Source organism: Vibrio sp. FE10, assembly GCF_030297155.1.
GTDB lineage: Bacteria > Pseudomonadota > Gammaproteobacteria > Enterobacterales > Vibrionaceae > Vibrio > Vibrio apostichopi.
In genome coordinates, this window is the sequence record NZ_AP028067.1 from 2,633,473 (window position 1) to 2,651,618 (window position 18,146).

General features: G+C 42.5%; 13 protein-coding genes. 12 read left to right on the forward strand and 1 reads right to left on the reverse strand.

The window, feature by feature from the left end; translation table 11 throughout:
- The first annotated feature begins 69 nt into the window (after positions 1 to 69).
- The 10 genes from QUF19_RS11670 (at position 70) to QUF19_RS11715 (ending at position 12,909) form a co-directional block, all read left to right on the forward strand.
- Positions 70 to 1,398 (forward strand): site-specific integrase, encoded by a 1,329-nt coding sequence (locus QUF19_RS11670; protein ID WP_286293818.1) that lies wholly within the window; start codon positions 70 to 72, stop codon positions 1,396 to 1,398.
- Complete coding sequence (locus QUF19_RS11675) at positions 1,395 to 3,041, forward strand: hypothetical protein (protein WP_286293822.1); 1,647 nt, start codon at positions 1,395 to 1,397, stop codon at positions 3,039 to 3,041. The genes QUF19_RS11670 and QUF19_RS11675 overlap by 4 nt, the downstream gene beginning before the upstream one ends.
- Positions 3,038 to 5,356 (forward strand): hypothetical protein, encoded by a 2,319-nt coding sequence (locus QUF19_RS11680; protein WP_286293824.1) that lies wholly within the window; start codon positions 3,038 to 3,040, stop codon positions 5,354 to 5,356. The genes QUF19_RS11675 and QUF19_RS11680 overlap by 4 nt, the downstream gene beginning before the upstream one ends.
- A gap of 10 nt (positions 5,357 to 5,366) precedes the next feature.
- Positions 5,367 to 5,789 (forward strand): hypothetical protein, encoded by a 423-nt coding sequence (locus tag QUF19_RS11685; RefSeq protein ID WP_286293827.1) that lies wholly within the window; start codon positions 5,367 to 5,369, stop codon positions 5,787 to 5,789.
- A gap of 42 nt (positions 5,790 to 5,831) precedes the next feature.
- Entirely contained in the window at positions 5,832 to 6,269 is a 438-nt protein-coding gene (locus tag QUF19_RS11690) for a VPA1267 family protein (protein ID WP_061026075.1), read from the forward strand.
- Positions 6,266 to 8,431 carry an AAA family ATPase gene (locus QUF19_RS11695; protein WP_286293837.1) on the forward strand — a complete coding sequence of 722 codons (2,166 nt, stop codon included), beginning with the start codon at positions 6,266 to 6,268 and terminating at the stop codon, positions 8,429 to 8,431. Before QUF19_RS11690 ends, QUF19_RS11695 begins: the two co-directional genes overlap by 4 nt.
- 729 nt (positions 8,432 to 9,160) lie before the next feature.
- On the forward strand, positions 9,161 to 10,120 hold the full coding sequence (locus QUF19_RS11700) for a hypothetical protein (protein WP_286293838.1): 960 nt from the start codon (positions 9,161 to 9,163) through the stop codon (positions 10,118 to 10,120).
- Between the two features lie 346 nt (positions 10,121 to 10,466).
- The gene (locus QUF19_RS11705) at positions 10,467 to 11,345 is read left to right on the forward strand and encodes a hypothetical protein (protein WP_286293842.1); all 879 of its coding nucleotides are present in this window, start codon (positions 10,467 to 10,469) and stop codon (positions 11,343 to 11,345) included.
- A 217-nt stretch (positions 11,346 to 11,562) separates the two neighbouring features.
- On the forward strand, positions 11,563 to 12,357 hold the full coding sequence (locus QUF19_RS11710; RefSeq protein WP_286293843.1) for a hypothetical protein: 795 nt from the start codon (positions 11,563 to 11,565) through the stop codon (positions 12,355 to 12,357).
- A 300-nt stretch (positions 12,358 to 12,657) separates the two neighbouring features.
- A complete protein-coding gene (locus QUF19_RS11715; RefSeq protein ID WP_286293845.1) occupies positions 12,658 to 12,909 on the forward strand; it encodes a hypothetical protein in 252 nt (83 codons plus the stop codon).
- Positions 12,910 to 14,783: 1,874 nt separating this feature from the next.
- Here QUF19_RS11715 and QUF19_RS11720 read toward each other — a convergent pair.
- Complete coding sequence (locus tag QUF19_RS11720) at positions 14,784 to 15,611, reverse strand: DUF2971 domain-containing protein (RefSeq protein WP_286293848.1); 828 nt, start codon at positions 15,609 to 15,611, stop codon at positions 14,784 to 14,786.
- Between the two features lie 250 nt (positions 15,612 to 15,861).
- Here QUF19_RS11720 and istA point away from each other — a divergent pair, with 250 nt between their 5' ends.
- The gene (istA, locus tag QUF19_RS11725; protein ID WP_286291968.1) at positions 15,862 to 17,394 is read left to right on the forward strand and encodes an IS21 family transposase; all 1,533 of its coding nucleotides are present in this window, start codon (positions 15,862 to 15,864) and stop codon (positions 17,392 to 17,394) included.
- 10 nt (positions 17,395 to 17,404) lie between these two features.
- Positions 17,405 to 18,127, forward strand: coding sequence for an IS21-like element helper ATPase IstB (istB, locus tag QUF19_RS11730; RefSeq protein WP_171763054.1), 723 nt, complete (start codon positions 17,405 to 17,407; stop codon positions 18,125 to 18,127).
- Positions 18,128 to 18,146 lie beyond the last annotated feature (19 nt).

Sequence of the window (18,146 nt, forward strand, 5' to 3'; positions counted from 1 at the left end):
TTTTTTGCTTTACAAATATTAAAAAAGCACATATGGTAAATTTATGTGTAACAGATAACGAGCTTTGTAATGGTTGGTTTGAGTGAAAGTATTCAAGTTAGGATATACAAAGATATAGATAACGCTTCTTTTCCCGTAGTTGTTCGGGGGAGTGGTCTACCTTGCTGCTTGCACCTTAACGCTTATCTCAATGGCAATCATAAGTCCCCATTTTCAAAGGTGAATTCAAAAAAGGGGAAATCAAAACAGTCACCATCATTCTACACTCGAAAGAAATATGCTTATGAGTTGAAGTTTTTGTACTGCTTCTTCATGCAAAAGAACATTGACCTTGTCGAGCGTGTAGCAAGTGGCTCTTTTCTATCTATCGAGGAAATAGACGGTTATATTCGTGCTTGTAAATTCTATGTGGACACTGAGGATGAGAGCGAAAGCGGCACTGTAGTTAGCCTTACCGATAAAAGAATTAGGGATGCAATCCATGCGACATCCAACAGTCAACCAGAAGTATCAGCGCATACTTTTCATCAACGCCTCAACCGTCTTAAAGCCTACATTGAATTTTTATATGTGTGCCATCACTACGATAAAGCTGAGACTGAGCAGCAAATCTCCACGGATGACCAATTTAATAAATTCAAACTCTACATCAGTACAGCAATTTCTAGCTCCCGAAAAGACAATACCATCACAAAAGATCCCCTTGAATCGGTCATTCCATCCGATAAATTTTTTAATTTATTAGAGGTTATTCAAGAGCGTTCTTCAAACAACCCCTTCAAGTCGAGCAAGCTTCGAAATCAAATTATCACCCAGATATTGATTGATACAGGTGTTCGTGTTGGGGCTGTCTTGAAATTGAAAGTGAGTGATTTAGTGGACGATTGGGACAATCCTAGATTCCTGCTCACCCGAACCCCCGATGACCCTACGGACACAAGGCGTCTTCCCGCTGCAAACAAAACAAAAGCATTATCTGTTTCAATCTCTCACGATTTAATGAAGCTGATTAAGCTCTACATCGAAACAGTGCGCAAAAGTACACCAAACTCTCATGAACATGATTTCGTTTTCATCTCAGAAAAAGGAAGAACTATCGGAAAGCCAATGTCTTACAACGCAATTCACAAAGTCATTAAGACGATTGGAGATTGTGTTGGGATAGCACTACATCCACATCTACTTCGTCATAAGTGGAATGAAATCTTTGAAATCAAAGCCAAAGCCAAAGGGTTCTCACCGGATAAAATCGAAGACCTTCGCAAATATGCGATGGGTTGGGTAGAAGATTCAAAAATGGCATCAGTCTACAACGAGTTCCAGTTAGCCATGACGGTAGCTGAAATTTCATCCAAGAACCTGAGCCAATCCGTACCCAACCTGAGAGGTAGCAAATGAACAGCGCTGAACTTAAAAGCTTAAAAAAAAGCTATGAAGGTAAACGAACTTTTCAATCAAAAGAAACGGGTTACGAGTTTGATCTCTTTTCTGATGAATGGTTGCTTGGCTACAAGAAGCTGCTTAACCTTGGCTGGATGAATGCGTTAGATAGCGAAGCCTTTCTCGACCTACGACTGGCTATCGCGCACGCTGCCAAACATTATGCTTATTCAAGCATAAATGGGCATGTCAGCACCTTAAAAACCATTTGCGATTACTTAGAGCCAACGACTTTTGAGGCGTGGTGGTTAACGCTCACGAGCTATAAAAAGACAGTAAAAGATGCCCTATCCGCATTTAGCAAACGAAGTCATGTGTACAGCAGCAGTCTTCTTACTCCGCTCTATGACCTCGTTAAGAATGAGAGTTTAGGCAGACAAGGTGGCTCAAAAAATATCCTTGATGAAACAACGGGGGCTTACAGTGAAATCGAGCGTGATAACCTTCTTGAAGCACTAAGAATTGAAACCCTCCATGCACTCAGCAGTGAGATTGCAACAGCACACCCTTTCACTCGCCTTAGAAACGTTCTGGCTTGCCAATTGATGGTGGCCATTGTCAGAAGACCTACGCAACTGGTTAAAATTAAATGGTGTGACCTTTTGCGTGTGGGTCAAACATTTAAGTCGCACAAAGAAAGCAACCGTGATTGGCAGCCTTTAACACAGCATCATTTTTCTGATGTAGAGCAATTGCACCTACGAACCTTCAAAGGTAAAAATGGCGCGTTTAGAGTCGATGCCGAGTCACGTTCTCATCGCTTGGAGCCAAATCTGTCTGAATTGTTGCTTCAGTATTACCAAGTGTACGAAACCTTCCTTTGCGCTTCATTGAGCAAGAGCGGCGTTGTCCTCTCTGAGAGTGAAACAAAAGAGCTGATGCAACGACTCCCCTTGTTTCCAGACCAAAGTTTATTCTCCGCGAAATTTGATACAAAAGAGAGTCTCTTTCAATCCGTGAGCGATACATCCGAAGCATTTCACACCTCTTCAGGTTCTCTTAGAAGCAGCATTATTTACCTCTTCAATAAAAAGCTCGATATTAAAAGTGATCGCCTCGTTCATCAGCCTCTTGAATTTAAAAACACTCGCTGGCGTCATACCCAGTTAACCCTCGCCGCCTGGATGGGGTTAAGCCCTGCGCAAGTTGCCGCCATTACAGGTGTCACGATACAGTCAATACAAGATTACCTTGATTTAAAAGCGCCTGAACGAGTCAAAATTGACGAAGCCTTTGCGGGTAACAGTGTCATACAACGTTTTGATAGCGTATCTTCGAAAGAATTACAGCAACACGCTGACTTTAAGGTGAAAAGCCCGTTTGATGAAGAGATGGGACACAAACTTAACCCGACTAACTGCTCAAGCTGTCAATCAAAGGGAGCCGCCCCAATGGGGTGCTATCCCTGTGATAACTTTCGACCTTTGGAAACCGCAAACCATCAGCAATATTTAGATAAGGCAGAGCGTAAACTGGCGATTAATAGTCAATCAGGCCACCCCGCTACGGTTAAACGACTGCAAACCATTATTCTCTATATCAGAGTGACAATTATGCTGTGCGAAGAACGAAAAACCATGAAAGTGGGAGAGTGCAAATGAGTCAGATTAACCGCTATATTGATAATCAACACGCTTACGTCGCCAAAAAGAAAGCGCAGCCTCTGATTGGATTTACCAACGCTCAAGGTGAGCCTGCATCATGGGAGGATATTACTGTCACGTTTACCGACAGTGACAACAGAGCCCAGAATATTTTGTTTTGTAATCTAAATAGAAATAGGCCAAACGTGGGAACGCGCTTCACGGACGAGGATCGATTAGCACCTGAGACGCATGACTTATTATTTACCTATACACTTGATATATTGAAAGAAAACATATCTATAAACTCTAAAAGAAAAAAAATCACAGTCGCAAGACTCTTCCTTTGCCACCTAAATGAGAATATCGCGACCTCCACCCTTGAAAGGATTCAATCTGCCATCAACCTGATGACATACAGCGCTAACTTAACACCTTTTATCAACTGGCTGCATCAACATAAAATGCTCGCGAAAAGCTGTCAACCCGACATCAATACTACCAACCAAGCAGTTAGCCGTAAAAGTGGCGATGATGCATTGCAAGCGGAACAAAACAAGCTTCCGTCGAAAAACGCATTACTGGCGCTCGGGGCTATCTTCTATGATGTTATTCCAGCCTATCAGGATGGTGACAAGGAAAATGTTGAGGCTTGGCAACCTCTTTTATTACCAACGCAAGAGCAGCGAGACAGCTTTAGTTGCACAATGGCAGCACTTGGCATGGCTTCACCCAATCGAATCGGCGCAGAGCAAGTGCTTTTAACAGTGCAACGCATAAAGCCTCACACACAAGTTGTCGATGGCAAGAAAAAAACGGTGCATTACCTCAACTGGCGAGGTTCGAAGGGGTACAAGGATAATGCAAACCACATTAATGCAGAAATGGTCGATAGCTTAGACAGAGCCTTGCACTACACAATTCTCGCTACAGAGCCTGCAAGAGCGCTGGCTCGGTTCTATCAAAAGCCGAACCGCCCTCTAAAAGAAGTGCTCGGTGAATTTAAGCCCAGCGATGAGAATATTGCCCTGCTTAATCCTTCCATGAGCAAATCAACCAACCTATTACATCTTGGTTTGCTGCTCGGCTTTTTTGACGGTAGTGACAAATGTGTGCGCGTCACGCCTGATACGAATGGAGCAATAGATAGGACGTATAGACCGCAGCATCCAAAGTTCATCAAACCCGTTGCACAGCTTGAAGCCTTCGACACACTGGTGTTTAAGAAACACTGTCCTTACTCTCAAGCGCTTACAGGATGTCCTCTCGCAATGCAGTATCAATACGATAAGTACACAGCAGGGAAGAAAGAACTCACCGTGGCAGAGTTTCAGAATCACATCATCGAGATGAATCAATCTCACCTAAAAGGTTACAACAATGCACAAACTAAGCATGTCGATTTTGAGAACGCATTATTTGCCTACACACAAAAGCTGTTTGGCGGCAAAGTGACACACCCCTTTCTTTTAGTGCCTATCAGTTCGCTAAGTAACTTCTTTTCTAACGACCTGATAAAAGTCAGTAAAAATCAGCTTACGCTCTTTGAGCGACACGGGTTCTCATCCAGCTTTTTGCTCAAGCCGCACCAACTGCGCCATTGGCAAAATGATTTTCTTGCGAAAAAAGGACTGCCTCACCACCTTATTTCTATGTTGTCAGGCAGAAAGAGCGCCGAGCAGACACTGACCTATATCCATACCACTGACGCTCAAAACGCTTCTGTCATTGGGGATATCTCTTACTCTAATGAACCAGAAAGCGAGGTCGAAAATAAGCTAAAGCTTCGTATCTCGACCATGGAACAATTTAATGAGGCTATCGACAATGAAACGCCGACTTTTGTTCATGAGACAGGCTTTTGCGATCAAAACCTTGCCCTCTCACCCTGCACGTATATGTCGGAGTTTGAAACGCAATGTGCGTTATGCTCATCTTCTTGTCATGTAACCCATGATAGGGAGGCAATCGACTTACTCCAGAAGGATTTGAAAGTGCAAACGCACAACTTGGAAAGGGTTCAGGCGTCTATCAACTTTGAAACAAGTGAAGGGCAGCACAAGTGGTACAAAACCCATTATCGCAATACTTGCATGCTAAAAAAACTCATTGAAGTGCTGTCCGATGAGGCAATAGAAGAAGGTCGTATGGTGCGATTGCTAGCTCGTTCAAACAGCATAAGAATCACTAATTTAGAGACCCAAACGGTGGAAGAGCAAAAGTTAGCGTTGCCTGATGCCGAGCAAGCCCTGCAAGCTGCTATTGAGGCAAAAAACGACAATAAAAGAGATAAAGCCACAGATAATTTCTTAGGCTTTTTGGGCTCACTCTAGGGTAAACAATATGGCACTTAAATCACTAGAAACGGAACAGCAAATCTCAATTCAAGCCCTTATTCGAAGCTGGGAAGGCAAGCTAACTTGGGATTTGTTAGTCACAAAAATAGAATCCAGCTCAGGTATTGCAACCACGAGGCAAACGCTCGACAAGTACGCCAATATCAAGCACGAGTACAAACAGAAAAAGCAAGTCTTAAGGGGCAAGCCTGTTTCGCCTGAAAACAAGGAATTGCTTGCTTACTTGCAAAAAGACGTGGATTTAGCAGAAAAGGTGATACAACTGGAAGCGCAACTTACGGTCGCACAGTCAGAGATTGGTAAGCTTCAGGCTTTCATTCAAAAGTTATCCAGCATAGGCAAAACTAACCCAAGTGTCATGGATGTGTTTCAAAAGACCTTACAAGACGTTGAGCGCAGCAATAAGTAGAAATAGAGCTAAACCTCGAATTACGATATAGCGAGAGATAACATGGCAAGTGGTCAGCAGAAAGCACAGCAAAACTTGGAAGCATTTGAAGTGTGGAAAGCCACACAGACGGACGATGACTTTAAGCAAATCATGTTCCGAGGTCAGCTTAATCGAAATGAGGTGGCAAAGGGCATCGGCTGTGGAAAATCGGCGTTAAACCAAAACCCTGCCCTCAAAGAAGCGCTCAAAGCCTTAGAAGATAAACTGCGCGGCAAAGGTGTCCTGCCACCGTTGAGCGACGCTGCCAACAAAAATGAGGGCAAACCTCAAGCCTACGACAACACAGCAAATCGAAAGCTGCTCGATTCAAAACGGGTGTCGTCATTAGAAGCTGAGAACATTGAATTGAAAGCCAAGGTCAAGGAGCTTGAAAAGCGACTTGAGCGCTTTGGTGAGCTATCTGAAACTTTATCCGAAATGGGGTTGATGCCACGATGAATAGCGCTTTGCATGAAGACCAAATGCGTGTCACCAGTATCCCTTATCGCTCGAACAAGATGGTGATATTCAGCGGTGTACCGCTGGCGAAAGACTCTTACAAAACTAATAGTGGGAAGTATTACGTCACTATCAAAGCCGACCCCGATAGTATCCCTGTGCTTCCAACGCTGGGTCAGCACTGGTCAGTCAAAGGCGCTCGCCAGATAGAAAATATGGAGATGGGTGATTATGTCATGCAGCAGCACACGTATGAATCACCCAAGCATGTTGAATGCATGCTGCCCAAAACTGGCGAACAACTCATTCGTTTTATCGCAAGAGAAACTGACTTTAAAGGCATTGGTGAAAGCAAAGCTAGGGCGCTCTGGCAGCTCTTAGGTAAAGACTTCCATGCCACACTGCAAAATGACATCCCAGACTCTAGAAAGCGTCTAACATCGATTCTGAGTGACGATTCAGTGGAAGCGCTCTTTAAGGGGTACGCCAAATATAAAAATCTGGCACATTGCAACTGGATGAGTGAGCAAAACATCCCCGCCAGTGTGCAGCAACGGCTGCTCAAGCATCACGGTGAAGCCTCTATAGAGGTAATTAAGGATAATCCTTATGCTTTGATGGGCTTTGGTCTTTCGTTCAGTGCCATTGAAGATATTATCAAGGCAACGGATTTTAAGAGCGATGTTGCGAAGGATGACCCAAGAAGGCTCAGCGCGGCTCTGGAAATGGCGATTCGCAAGGAGATTGAAAAAGGTCACACCTATACCACTCATGCCAATGTGCGCCCTTACCTCAACAAACTATTGAAAGACAAAATACTGGTCACTCAGTCGTTCCAATCCGGCCATGATAAAGCTCAGTATATTTTAAATCCCGACACAGGAGCCTACCACCCAACGGCGCAACTTCTGATGGAAAGTGTCGTTGCCAAACGGCTTAATGCACTGACTAAACGAAATGACTTATTTGATGAAAACGCCAATGCTGCCTATTGCTCTGCGGCTGCGGAACTGCCCTATGACTTAACCTCCAAGCAAATCGAGGCCACAATAACATGCCTGGACAACTCTGTAAGCTGCATTACTGGCGGTGCTGGGACTGGCAAGACAACGGTACTTAGAACGGCTCTCAGGGCTTACCGTCAACTCGGCTTTGAGATACACGCGGTTGCGCTCAGTGGTCGCGCTGCAATGAGGCTACATGAGTCAATCGGCTTTATCACTTCAACTATTGCTAAGTTACTTCGTAAGAAACCGATTGAGCCAAGTGTTGAGCAGCCGAATCATCTACTGGTGATTGATGAAGCGAGCATGATTGACTTGCCGACGATGTATCGCCTTGTGAATCACATTCATCCCTCTGTACGATTGATATTCACTGGCGACCCGGACCAACTACCACCGATCGGCTGTGGTAAGGTACTGGCAGATATCGTTAAAGCAAAAACGGTGGCTAATACGATGCTGGATATAGTCAAGAGACAGGAAGGTTCAACGGGTATCCCTGAATACTCAATGCTCATCAATCAAGGTGTGATACCTGATCAATTAAGCACGGGGACAATACACTTTCACGAAACCAGCACAACAGACATTGCCAAAGTCTGTTGTGAGCTTTACCAAGAGTCCCCTGAAAGCAGTCGTGTCATGGCTCCTACCAAGGCGCTCGTATCAGAAATTAATAAACTCACCCAACAAGCGGTCAATCCAAACAGCGATAGCCTTGAATTCGAAATCAATGGCGACAAGTTCTTTCTACCACTTAGCTTGAATGATGCGGTTTTATTCACGCAGAATCATTACGAGAAAGGCATTCAGAACGGCTCTCTTGGCACTCTAACCAGCGTCAAGCCTTCTGGTGACAGTTACGGTGAAGTAACACTGGATACGGGTGAAAAGGTCGAGGTAACACAAACCGTTCTAGACTGCATGGAGTTGGGTTATGCAATCACCTTGCACAAAGCTCAAGGATCACAGTTCCCGCGCATCATTATCGCCCTGCAAAAAGGAAGAATAGTTGATAGAGCTTGGCTCTATACTGCAATTACGAGGGCTGAAAGTGAAATTCATATTGTCGGTAGTAGCAAGGAAATGAAACAGATTACCGAAGCACTTAGCCACTCTCATAAGCGGAACAGTTACCTGGAAAAGCTGTTGCAGTAGTATTTTGTTGCAGTAGGTATTTAAAACTCGTTTATGCCCCAAAATGCGTTAGACCAAATACTCTACGAAATTAAGGGGCGTGCGTTTTCCCTAGTAAATCTAATCAGACGAAAGAAGAAGATAAGACCATGCTCATTTGGAGTGCAATCAGGGTGAAAATCGTATTGCTCGGAATCCGCCGGAGTTATACGGAAACTTTCGGCAATTTCTGAAGCTCATGCCTTAGACACTAGGCTGTGCGGGCTTTCGATTGAACGTGAATATAATTAGCATTACTATTGATTGCATATAATTACGGAAAAAATCCGTCTATAAAGCGTTAGAACATGACGGTTCTCACGAGTTGTATGTAACTCGTTGTTATTTAAGTATGAAGAGAGTTTATTGAGTTGGCGTTGTAGCGACGAAAAGGACGAATATTAGGCATTTCTATGCTAGCCTTGAAGCGATTCAAGCGCACCTTAATACGCGCTAGCGATTGAAGAGTGACGCTAGACTCGCTTCAAGGTAGAGCGATACCAAATACTTCGGCTTCGATTTTTTGTCTTCATACCGTTAGTCCCTAGTTCGTGATAGAGGGCTCATCAACATCATTGACTCTAGTCATGTTCTAACAAGACGCTGAAACAGACGCAGGAACGTAAGGCATGTGTGGCCTGAAGTTCAGTGGGTGTTGATAGTGTATCGAGTGCGCAGTTTAGCTAAGCGTTATATTTTTAGGAGGCTTCAGTGGATCATAAACTGAAAAAAGAAATCGGAAAAATTGAAAAACTGAAGAAAAACAGAAAGTTCGAGTGTCTTTTTCCACATTGTTCAAATATGTCAATTGGCTCGCATTCACAGCAGCGAGGTGGACAACTCAAAGTCATAAGTAGAAATGACGAAGTCTATGCGATGAACTTCAATATGTATGAGGTTTTAACTAAAGGTGAAAGTGCATTTTCCTTAATTAAAACTCGGATTAAGAATGCTTCGATATACCCAGGTTTTTGCCAAAACCATGATGGACAGGTTTTTGCTCCGGTAGAAAAACGCCCTCTCCAGTTTGGTGACTCTCTTCAAGCTGCAACGTTATTTCTCAGAACAATTACATATGAAGTTACTAGAAAAAAATTGGTGCACTTCAAAACTCAGAAAATAATTGAAAACTGTTCCAAGTTGCTACCCGAAGAAGTCCTAAAGCATTTTAAGCTTCAAAATTTGGGTCGCAAAAAGTTCATAGAGAATGACTTGCCGTTCTACCTTGACCGAGCATATTCTGTCTATAACTCACCTGACTCGGGAATAATTAAAACTAAATGGGTTGTTATAGATAAGGTCATCAAAGCATCTAGCTGTACGGTTTTTTCACCGATGCGAGATACTAATGAAAGGTTTCATCATCAAGCAATGGCGTGTCCTCAGGTTATGTCCACTTTTAACCTTATTCCAACTGATAATGAAACCCATGTCGTTGTTTCTTGGTTAGCTGAACACCATGATGATAATGAGTGGATTGATGGGGTAATGGATACAGAACTCGAAAAGTTTATCAACTATGTAGCGATTTGTGAGTCAGAGGATATTTGTTTGGGACCAGACCTTTGGGACTCCATTGATATCTTCACTCGTGAGAGGGTTCATGAAGCAATTCACCATGAATTACATCGTGGTCCCCTTGATGAGATACCAAATGTAATCAAAATATAACAAATAAGGATTAAGCGTTGCGTAGCCAACGTTAAATCCCAAGTGTTGAACAAGCCCGGGCCTCTATATAAGTAAATTGTGCGATCTGCTCTAGAAGGGTGGCGGCCTTGATGCTTTTCTCAAGGCGAGCGCAGGTATTGCAAGGTGGAGAATTCCTCCTTATCAATGGGTTAACTGGCTAATGTTGGTTCTTAGCGGCTGTTTCTCCTTATCTTGTTGATGACGGTCATTATCCTTATTGATTGTCTTGCTCTTCACTAAACAAGCTTGATCATATTGACCAACATTTTCTAATGTAAGATGGTGATATATTATTGGTTTTATTTAGATTCTTGGGTAGTGTTTTATGAAAAGGAAAGAACAGTTAAAAGTGCTAGCGGCTAATTGCGGTACTACGACACAATGCCCTTACTGTAACTACGAGCTAGAGAAAGTACCTAAACGTAAAGCAAAGTGTAAATCTTGTAAGAAGCCCATTTACCCAAGAAAAGAGCCATTGTCTGGTGAACAACGCCTTTATCGTGAGGGCGATTTGTTTCTGTTAGAAGAACTGAAAGCGCTAGCAGATGGATGGTGGCATGATTGGTATGAAGCTAATAAGGGTGTATTAAATGCACGTAAAAATTTAGCAAAAGAATGGAATGTTGATGAAGTCAATGTGTCCATTGTAGATGCTAGATGGAGAGAGTCTCATACTAACCTAGCTGAAGCGACCGAAAAGCAAGACTGGGATCTAGCCTATTCGGCCTATGAGTCTATGCTGAGGCAAGTACAAAGAGAAAAAAGCCAAGATAAAACACCTTTGGAAGAGTTGGTAGCTGGGCTTTTAGTCACTGGCTATGGGCGTGAGCGAACTATTAACGGTTACTCATTGGATCATAGAATCGGCAGACCGCAATACATGTTGATTGACCAGCTAACTACTGAGCCAAGCGAAGTTTATGAATTGGTTAAAGGCTCCAATACAGCAAAGACTTATTGTACATTGTTGAATGTGTCATTAGATACGGTGATTAACCGTTACAAAGATGAACTCAAAGAAGATGATGAGATAAGAGATAGCTTAGAGCAACAAGGAACCCCTTCAAGTGCTACAAACATCGCATCCACTTTAAATGTTGTAGAGACGCCGCCTAAGGAGTCCAAGAAAAACAATGCCGCCTCAAAGCTACCAATATTGCTTCTCATACTGGCTGTAGTAATCGTGATTCTTATGAACACATAATTGCCCCAAACTACGTTGGAGCAAGTATTCTTAACATTTTTAATGGCTTATCTTTGACTGAACTAATCTTATGCATTTAATGTCATTGAATACATATATCGATATGTTGATGATTTTGGAGAGTCATTTGAAACAATTTTTGGTTAGAAGGGTGGAAGTGTTCCTAACCACTTGTAGCGCATTAACCATGAAGGGGGAATCAGTGTAGATGGGCAGTATGAAAGAATTTTTAGATGTTCTGAATAAAGCAAAGGATGTTAGGCTAAATTTAGCAATATTCTTGGTTGTAGCTGGCTTACTCTGGCTCGAAAGGGCTCAACAGGTTCAATTCGAAACATTATCTAAAACATTGCTTCAAAGCTTGTTCTTCTTAACTGTTATTCGTTTAGTCTATGCACTGATTTCATTGGCTTTTGATTGTTTAGAGCGTTGGAGAACAACTCAGAAAGCCAAAGAGGAAAAAGCTCAAAAAGAAAAGCATGAACAAATTGAAAGGCAAAGAAAGCGAGAGAAATTACGCCTAGTATTTAATGAGCTAGATGTTCACCAGTTGCACATCATCCAAGAATTGAAGCGACAAAATCATGTGTCTGTTCGCAAGGGCGCTCCCCTGTTTACCTTAAAGAACGCGAAAATTATCTATACTCCAGCCGTGGGTGATAGATTTGAATCGGCAGCATTAACAACGTTGGCTAAAAGTATATTAGAGGAAGAGCTTTGGTCTAATTTTGAGCAACTAAAGCGCGATGCTTTGGTTAGGTTCTTTACTGGGATGCAACCGAAAGACGTTGAGCATTTCCTTGATTTCTTGAAAAAAGAGTCTATCTGCACTAAAAGATACAATCGCTCAAATGGTAGCCAATACTACGATAATGAGCGAGTATTTTCTGCATTTTCAAAAACAATCGTATTTACTCAACCTCAACGTAACTACACATACAGTTTAGACCCTATAGCAAAAGAGGTAGTTTTCTCTCTATTTGGCGAGGAGTCGGTTGAAGATTGTGGCTAACACACATAGGGCACCTCGGCTGTCAATCGTTACTCGCGGTGGTTTGCAATACTTTACCTAATCCGCAAATAGCTAATTTAGCAAATGCACTGACAAGGTTCTGTCCAGAGATGTGTTGTGCCGCCATGCTTAAGGACAAGTGTGCCTTAGTACGACGACTCTATAACGTTTCTGCCCCAAGACGTGTTTAGATCGCATGAAACTAACATGAGATTTATTTGAATAAGGTTCTACAATACGGCTAGTAGTCCATTGTGCTATAAACTAATCTAATGTCATTTTCGAATCGAGAAACGACTTATGAGCAAGAAAAAGCTATCAGAAAAAGAACTGCTTAAGGGTATTACACCTAATACTGCCCACGCTGATGGGCTTGCTACAGTTTCATTAGATGAAGTGGGACTAGAACCCTCAGAAAGCGACTATAAAGCCGTTTTGAAAAGAATTGAATCCTTGTTTGATGTGGCTGAACCAGGCACACCCGAAGGTGATGAGCTTGAAAAGCTAGTAACTTGGGTTGAAAGGTATGAAGAAGATCACTTCCCATTTTAAACTAGCTAACCTTCATTTTTACCTCAATCAATTTAGATGGCAGTAAAATAATTTGTGCAAGAAGTCCTTGCACAATTGCTCTTACTTTCAGATACGACAAAGCCACAGGCTTTGTATAACAGCTACATACAGAATGTTGTCATTAATTTGAATTCTGGGTGCGGTGCCGGGTATTTCATCACCAAATATGGGAGGGAGAGTACCTTAGGCTTATCGTATGTCCTCGGTGGGCTGCTTTGCAATTACGTTAGATTCAAATTGATACCATTACTTCTGGCCAGACAGCAAATAGTAACTCAAAGAATAAAGCAGGGATAACCGAGGCTCTCGCTATTAGTGTAAAGCGAAGAACCGAATGCAGCAAGCCTACCTCCTCAAAGAAACAAGCTAACGCAGTTCATAGCTATCACGCCTCTGACCCAAGAGGTTAATTCAAATAGTCACTCGACTAAAAGGTTTAATTATCATGGTCGAACACAGCACTCTATTAGTTGATCCTTTTGGTCGAAGTTAGGATTTGAGCATAATCTCGACCAGAAAAGTAAATGTTCTTTCTTTTTCGACTAAAAAGTTTAAAAGAATTGGTCGAGAGATTGTCGGCCTTGTCGCGTCTAATGAAAATGCCAGCATTGTTAGAGTGGCCTCAGTTATTGCTCCTGAAACATTCAATATCGATAAGCATTAATCCTCCCCCGGAATACAGAAGTGAAGTTTTTGAGATTTTCTATGTGGGCCTATTGGTACTCACTACTTCCTGGGAAACTTCTCCAAGCTCTTTACTTATATAATGCCATGGGCTCTTTAGCTAACCTATACGAAGACAATTCGTTGAATGTATGATCTAGCGAAATTAGGAACACAACTCGAAGTGTCAAAAGCAACGCTACTAATAAACTAGCAAACCTCTCTGTTTAGGATCGTTTTTTAAGTGATATGCTCTCCCTCTAATGCTTACTATTATCAACAATGATCCAACGGGGTTCATCCTTAAGGTTATGATTTGTAATTATTAAAATCTTTAATCTTACTTTGAAAGCTTTTAAGTAATCACACATCGCAAGTTGCGATGCGCAAGTTGCGATGTGGAGTGAAAACTATCTAGAGTCTTGTTCTCTGTTAGGTAGGCTACATATGGCCTCAGATTAGAAAACTAGAGGTACCTATCATCGTAACTCAGAGATCCCCCAACGTTTAAGTAGCCACAGTAAAACCCATAGGGTTAGCTAATGAACAATTACCGAGGAATCCTCAGTACTTGCAGAGTTTGCAACAACCCCTACATGCCCAAATTGTCCAACAGCCTGTTGGACAAATTTTAATACCTAAATTTTGCAAGAGGGTCTTGCAAAAATGCGAAACAAGTTGTTTCGTAAATCGTCTTTGCCCCTAAACGTTTAGAGCATAAGAAACTATCAATAGATTAATTTGTGTGTAAGCCTGTTGCACCAGCTTTTTTAGTCCCAGATACGACAAAGCCACAGGCAATGCCTATGGCTTTGTAAACAGCTACAGAATGTTTGTTATTCAAAACGAAGAGGGAACACATTCTGTGTGCAGCGTCGGGTGTTTTATCACCAAAGTATATGGAAGGGAAAGCACCTAGACTTATCATATGTCCTCGGTGGTCTGCTTTGCAATTAAGCCAAGTTCAATTCGATACAATTACTTCTGGCCAGACAGTAAATAGTACATCCAAGAAAAAGCAGGGATACCCGAGGCTCTCAACGTTAGTTTAAAGCTAAGAACTGTATGTGGCAAGCTTGCTTCTGCCCCATTATGATTTATAGCTCGAATAGTTGTTTCAGACAATTTGCTAGCTTTGAGATACAAAAAGTAATAAATGGCGAGAAACAAGATCCCTCCGAGGTTCTCCGTTAGATTTTTGAAATATCGATATCCCGATACTCTAAAGCGAAACAGTTATCTTGTGAGATAAAAGCTTCTCGTAAAGTTACTTTGGGCACATGGCATTCTCTCTTTGAGTTTATAGTATTAGCTATATTTGCTATAAGTTTTCTCTTATCGTCAGGGAAATCGCACCCTAGCGTAATACTGCAAATCCTAGCGTTGATTTTGGTGCGGTCGGTATTCGGGTACTCAAAACTCTCAAAGTTGATCTTTTCTTTAACATTAGTGAATATTCTAACTTCATCTTCGTAAGACCAGTCTTTGTTTTTGGTTAGAAGGTACTGATTAAAAACGTATAAATCTTTTTCTAAGTTTCTTTTAGATTCATCCACATAGTTCACTTTTTCAACGCCAACCCCACAAGGAAATTCCCCGCCAAACCAATACTCAACCATTATGCCTTGATGCTCTTGTGCGTAGTGAGACCACATCAACATAGAATTATTGTTGTTCGATAGTGAGCAGATACGATAGTTGGTATCTATGAGATTATCCGAATCAAGCTTACTTAATGTTGGTAGTTCAATGGGATCGTTTAGCTGTTTTTTTGACGCCAAATAGAAGTACTGGTTTGTAAGTGCATCAATACTATTGACGTTAAAAGGCGAGTACTTAAAAAGTCGGCCTGATTTTGCTGTAAAGGTGTGCCATTTGAACTGGTTGATCAAGTCAGCATTGTACCAGTGTCGCAAATCCTTATATTCTTCTTCTGCTATCTCTATGTTGGGTAATCTTTCTGCACAGCTAATGTAATTACCAATGATAATGTGATTGTGGTCTTTTGATGAGCGCATCAGCTCTATCGCAAGCTTGTAGTATTCGAATGCATGACTAAGTGCATATTTCGGAGCTAGCCGACCGCCTATTTCGGTTTTAATCGACCACCAAATCCGTTTTTAACCGACCACTCATTTCGGTTTTAATCATCCACTTTTCGGTGTGTTTCCGAAATCGATGGTCGATTTACCGAAATAAACCTCTTTTCTCTTTTAAATCAATAGGTTTAACCTGAGTCTTTCATGTTGAGAGCACTAAGGATAAATCATGCCGAAAAAGAGAATGCCAATGAATAAAATTAAGGAAATCTTACGCCTCCGATACGAGTGCAATCTTTCTAATCGACAGATCGCCGCTTGCCTCAATATTGCTCATTCCACTGTATCCCAGCATCTATCCCGATTTAAATCCAGTGGCCTCACGTGGCCACTGGAAGAGACTCATCATGAAAATCAAGTCACCCAAGCTTTGTTTGATGGTCGCTCATCTTCTCAGCATAAAGTGATGCCTGATTTCACTCTCTGCTACTTAGAATTGAAGCGTAAAGGGATGACTAAAGCTTTGCTTTGGGAAGAGTATTGTCATCAGCATCAAGACAAAGCCTATGGCTATACACAGTTCTGCGAACTGTATAGACGTTGGCTAAAGACACAAAAACGCAGTATGCGCCAACTTCACCATGCTGGTGACAAGCTCTTCATTGACTACTGTGGCCCAACGATCCCTGTTGTGAATCCAGATACAGGAGAATGCCGACATGCTCAGGTATTTGTCGCCACTTTAGGAGCGTCAAATTACACCTATGTCGAGGCGAGTGAGAGCCAAGGGCTTGAACACTTCCTCATGGCTCATGTGAATACCTTTAATCACTTTGGTGGTGCTCCGAATCTACTTGTACCTGATAATCTGAAATCTGCTGTAACGAAAGCAGACTGTCATAGCCCTATCCTCAATGAGAGCTACCGAAAACTGGCACAACATTACGGCGTTGCTGTGATGCCAGCCAGGCCCTACAAGCCTAAAGATAAAGCCAAAGCTGAGAACGCAGTTCTCATCGTAGAGCGCTGGATAATGATGCGCCTTCGCCACCAAGTGTTCTATACAATGGCTGAGCTGAACCTGGCTATCCGAAAGCTGATGCATGACTTAAACCAACGAGAGATGAAACAGCTTGGTGTCAATCGACATGACTTGTTCAACAAAGTTGACCGTCCAGCGTTAAAACCACTGCCATCGCAACCATATGTGTATATCGAAACTAAACGAGCAACCGTCTCCCCTGATTATCACATTCAATATAAAAAGCACTTCTACTCTGTGCCGCACCAACTTGTTGGGCAACAAGTTGAGCTTGAAGCAACGCATCAAATAATACGTATCTACCACAAAGGGAGCATTGTTGCTCACCACTGCACAAGCCAAAAAGAATATGGTCTCTCTACCGTTTACGAGCATATGCCAAGCAACCATCAATACCAATCATGGACACCCGAGCGTTTTATCCGTTGGGGAAAATCTATTGGGCCAGCCACAGGTGAACTGACTCAGATGTTGCTCAAACGCCCAGAGCATGAAGCATTGGCCTTTAGAAGTTGCTTTGGGTTACTAAGTCTTGCCAAAAAGCACTCAGACGCACGGTTAGAACAAGCTTGCCGAGATGCCTTAGTGACAGAGAAGCCATACCTTGGCTTCGTCAAAAACTTATTGAAGAACCATCGAGAAGGCACTCTCTCTCAGCCTTCCACTGATACCCCAAACCTTAAACACACTAATGTTCGTGGTTCCAACTACTACCACTAGGAGAAACAATATGGACGCAATAATCCAACAGTTAAAATCACTACGCCTAAGTCATGCTTCTGATGCACTGGAACAGCAAAGGATACACCCCGCGACCTATGCTGAACTTGGCTTTGAAGAAAGGTTAGGACTCATCCTTGATCATGAGATAGTGAACCGAGATCAAACCAAAATCCAACGACTTAAACGGCAAGCCAAGCTGCGCCTAAGCGCTAGCGGTAATCAACTGGACTACCGCCCAGAACGAGGCTTAAAAAGAGCAATGATGGGAGAGTTATTATCAGGCACTTATTTACAAAAGCGACAGAATGTCCTGATTACAGGTGCAACAGGTGCAGGTAAAACCTATGTTGCTTGTGCGCTCGCCGAGCAGGCGTGTGAGCAACACTGCCCAAGTCGTTATTATCGCCTAAATCGTTTACTTGATGACCTGAGTAGTAGCCGCCTTGATGGCAGCTATCAAAAGCTGCTACTGAGCTTGTCTAAGAAAAAACTGTTGGTTATCGATGACTGGGGAATGGAAAAACTCAGCCAAGAGCATGCAAGTAATCTTCTCGAAGTGCTAGAAGATAGATACCAAGAGTGCAGTACGATCATTATCAGCCAACTACCTGTAAAACAATGGCACGAGATGATCGACAACTCGACGATCGCTGATGCGATCTTAGATAGGTTGGTTCATCAAAGTCATAGAATCGAGTTACGAGGGGAATCAATGAGAAAACTGGCTTAAATCGACCACTTGGAGTAAA

Excerpts from the sequence above, each read along its gene's own strand:
- QUF19_RS11670 (WP_286293818.1), top strand. The coding sequence starts at position 70 with ATGGTTGGTTTGAGTGAAAGTATTCAAGTTAGGATATACAAAGATATA.
- QUF19_RS11675 (WP_286293822.1), top strand. The coding sequence starts at position 1,395 with ATGAACAGCGCTGAACTTAAAAGCTTAAAAAAAAGCTATGAAGGTAAA.
- QUF19_RS11680 (WP_286293824.1), top strand. The coding sequence starts at position 3,038 with ATGAGTCAGATTAACCGCTATATTGATAATCAACACGCTTACGTCGCC.
- QUF19_RS11685 (WP_286293827.1), top strand. The coding sequence starts at position 5,367 with ATGGCACTTAAATCACTAGAAACGGAACAGCAAATCTCAATTCAAGCC.
- QUF19_RS11690 (WP_061026075.1), top strand. The coding sequence starts at position 5,832 with ATGGCAAGTGGTCAGCAGAAAGCACAGCAAAACTTGGAAGCATTTGAA.
- QUF19_RS11695 (WP_286293837.1), top strand. The coding sequence starts at position 6,266 with ATGAATAGCGCTTTGCATGAAGACCAAATGCGTGTCACCAGTATCCCT.
- QUF19_RS11705 (WP_286293842.1), top strand. The coding sequence starts at position 10,467 with ATGAAAAGGAAAGAACAGTTAAAAGTGCTAGCGGCTAATTGCGGTACT.
- QUF19_RS11710 (WP_286293843.1), top strand. The coding sequence starts at position 11,563 with ATGAAAGAATTTTTAGATGTTCTGAATAAAGCAAAGGATGTTAGGCTA.
- QUF19_RS11715 (WP_286293845.1), top strand. The coding sequence starts at position 12,658 with ATGAGCAAGAAAAAGCTATCAGAAAAAGAACTGCTTAAGGGTATTACA.
- QUF19_RS11720 (WP_286293848.1), bottom strand. The coding sequence starts at position 15,611 with ATGCGCTCATCAAAAGACCACAATCACATTATCATTGGTAATTACATT.
- istA (WP_286291968.1), top strand. The coding sequence starts at position 15,862 with ATGCCGAAAAAGAGAATGCCAATGAATAAAATTAAGGAAATCTTACGC.
- istB (WP_171763054.1), top strand. The coding sequence starts at position 17,405 with ATGGACGCAATAATCCAACAGTTAAAATCACTACGCCTAAGTCATGCT.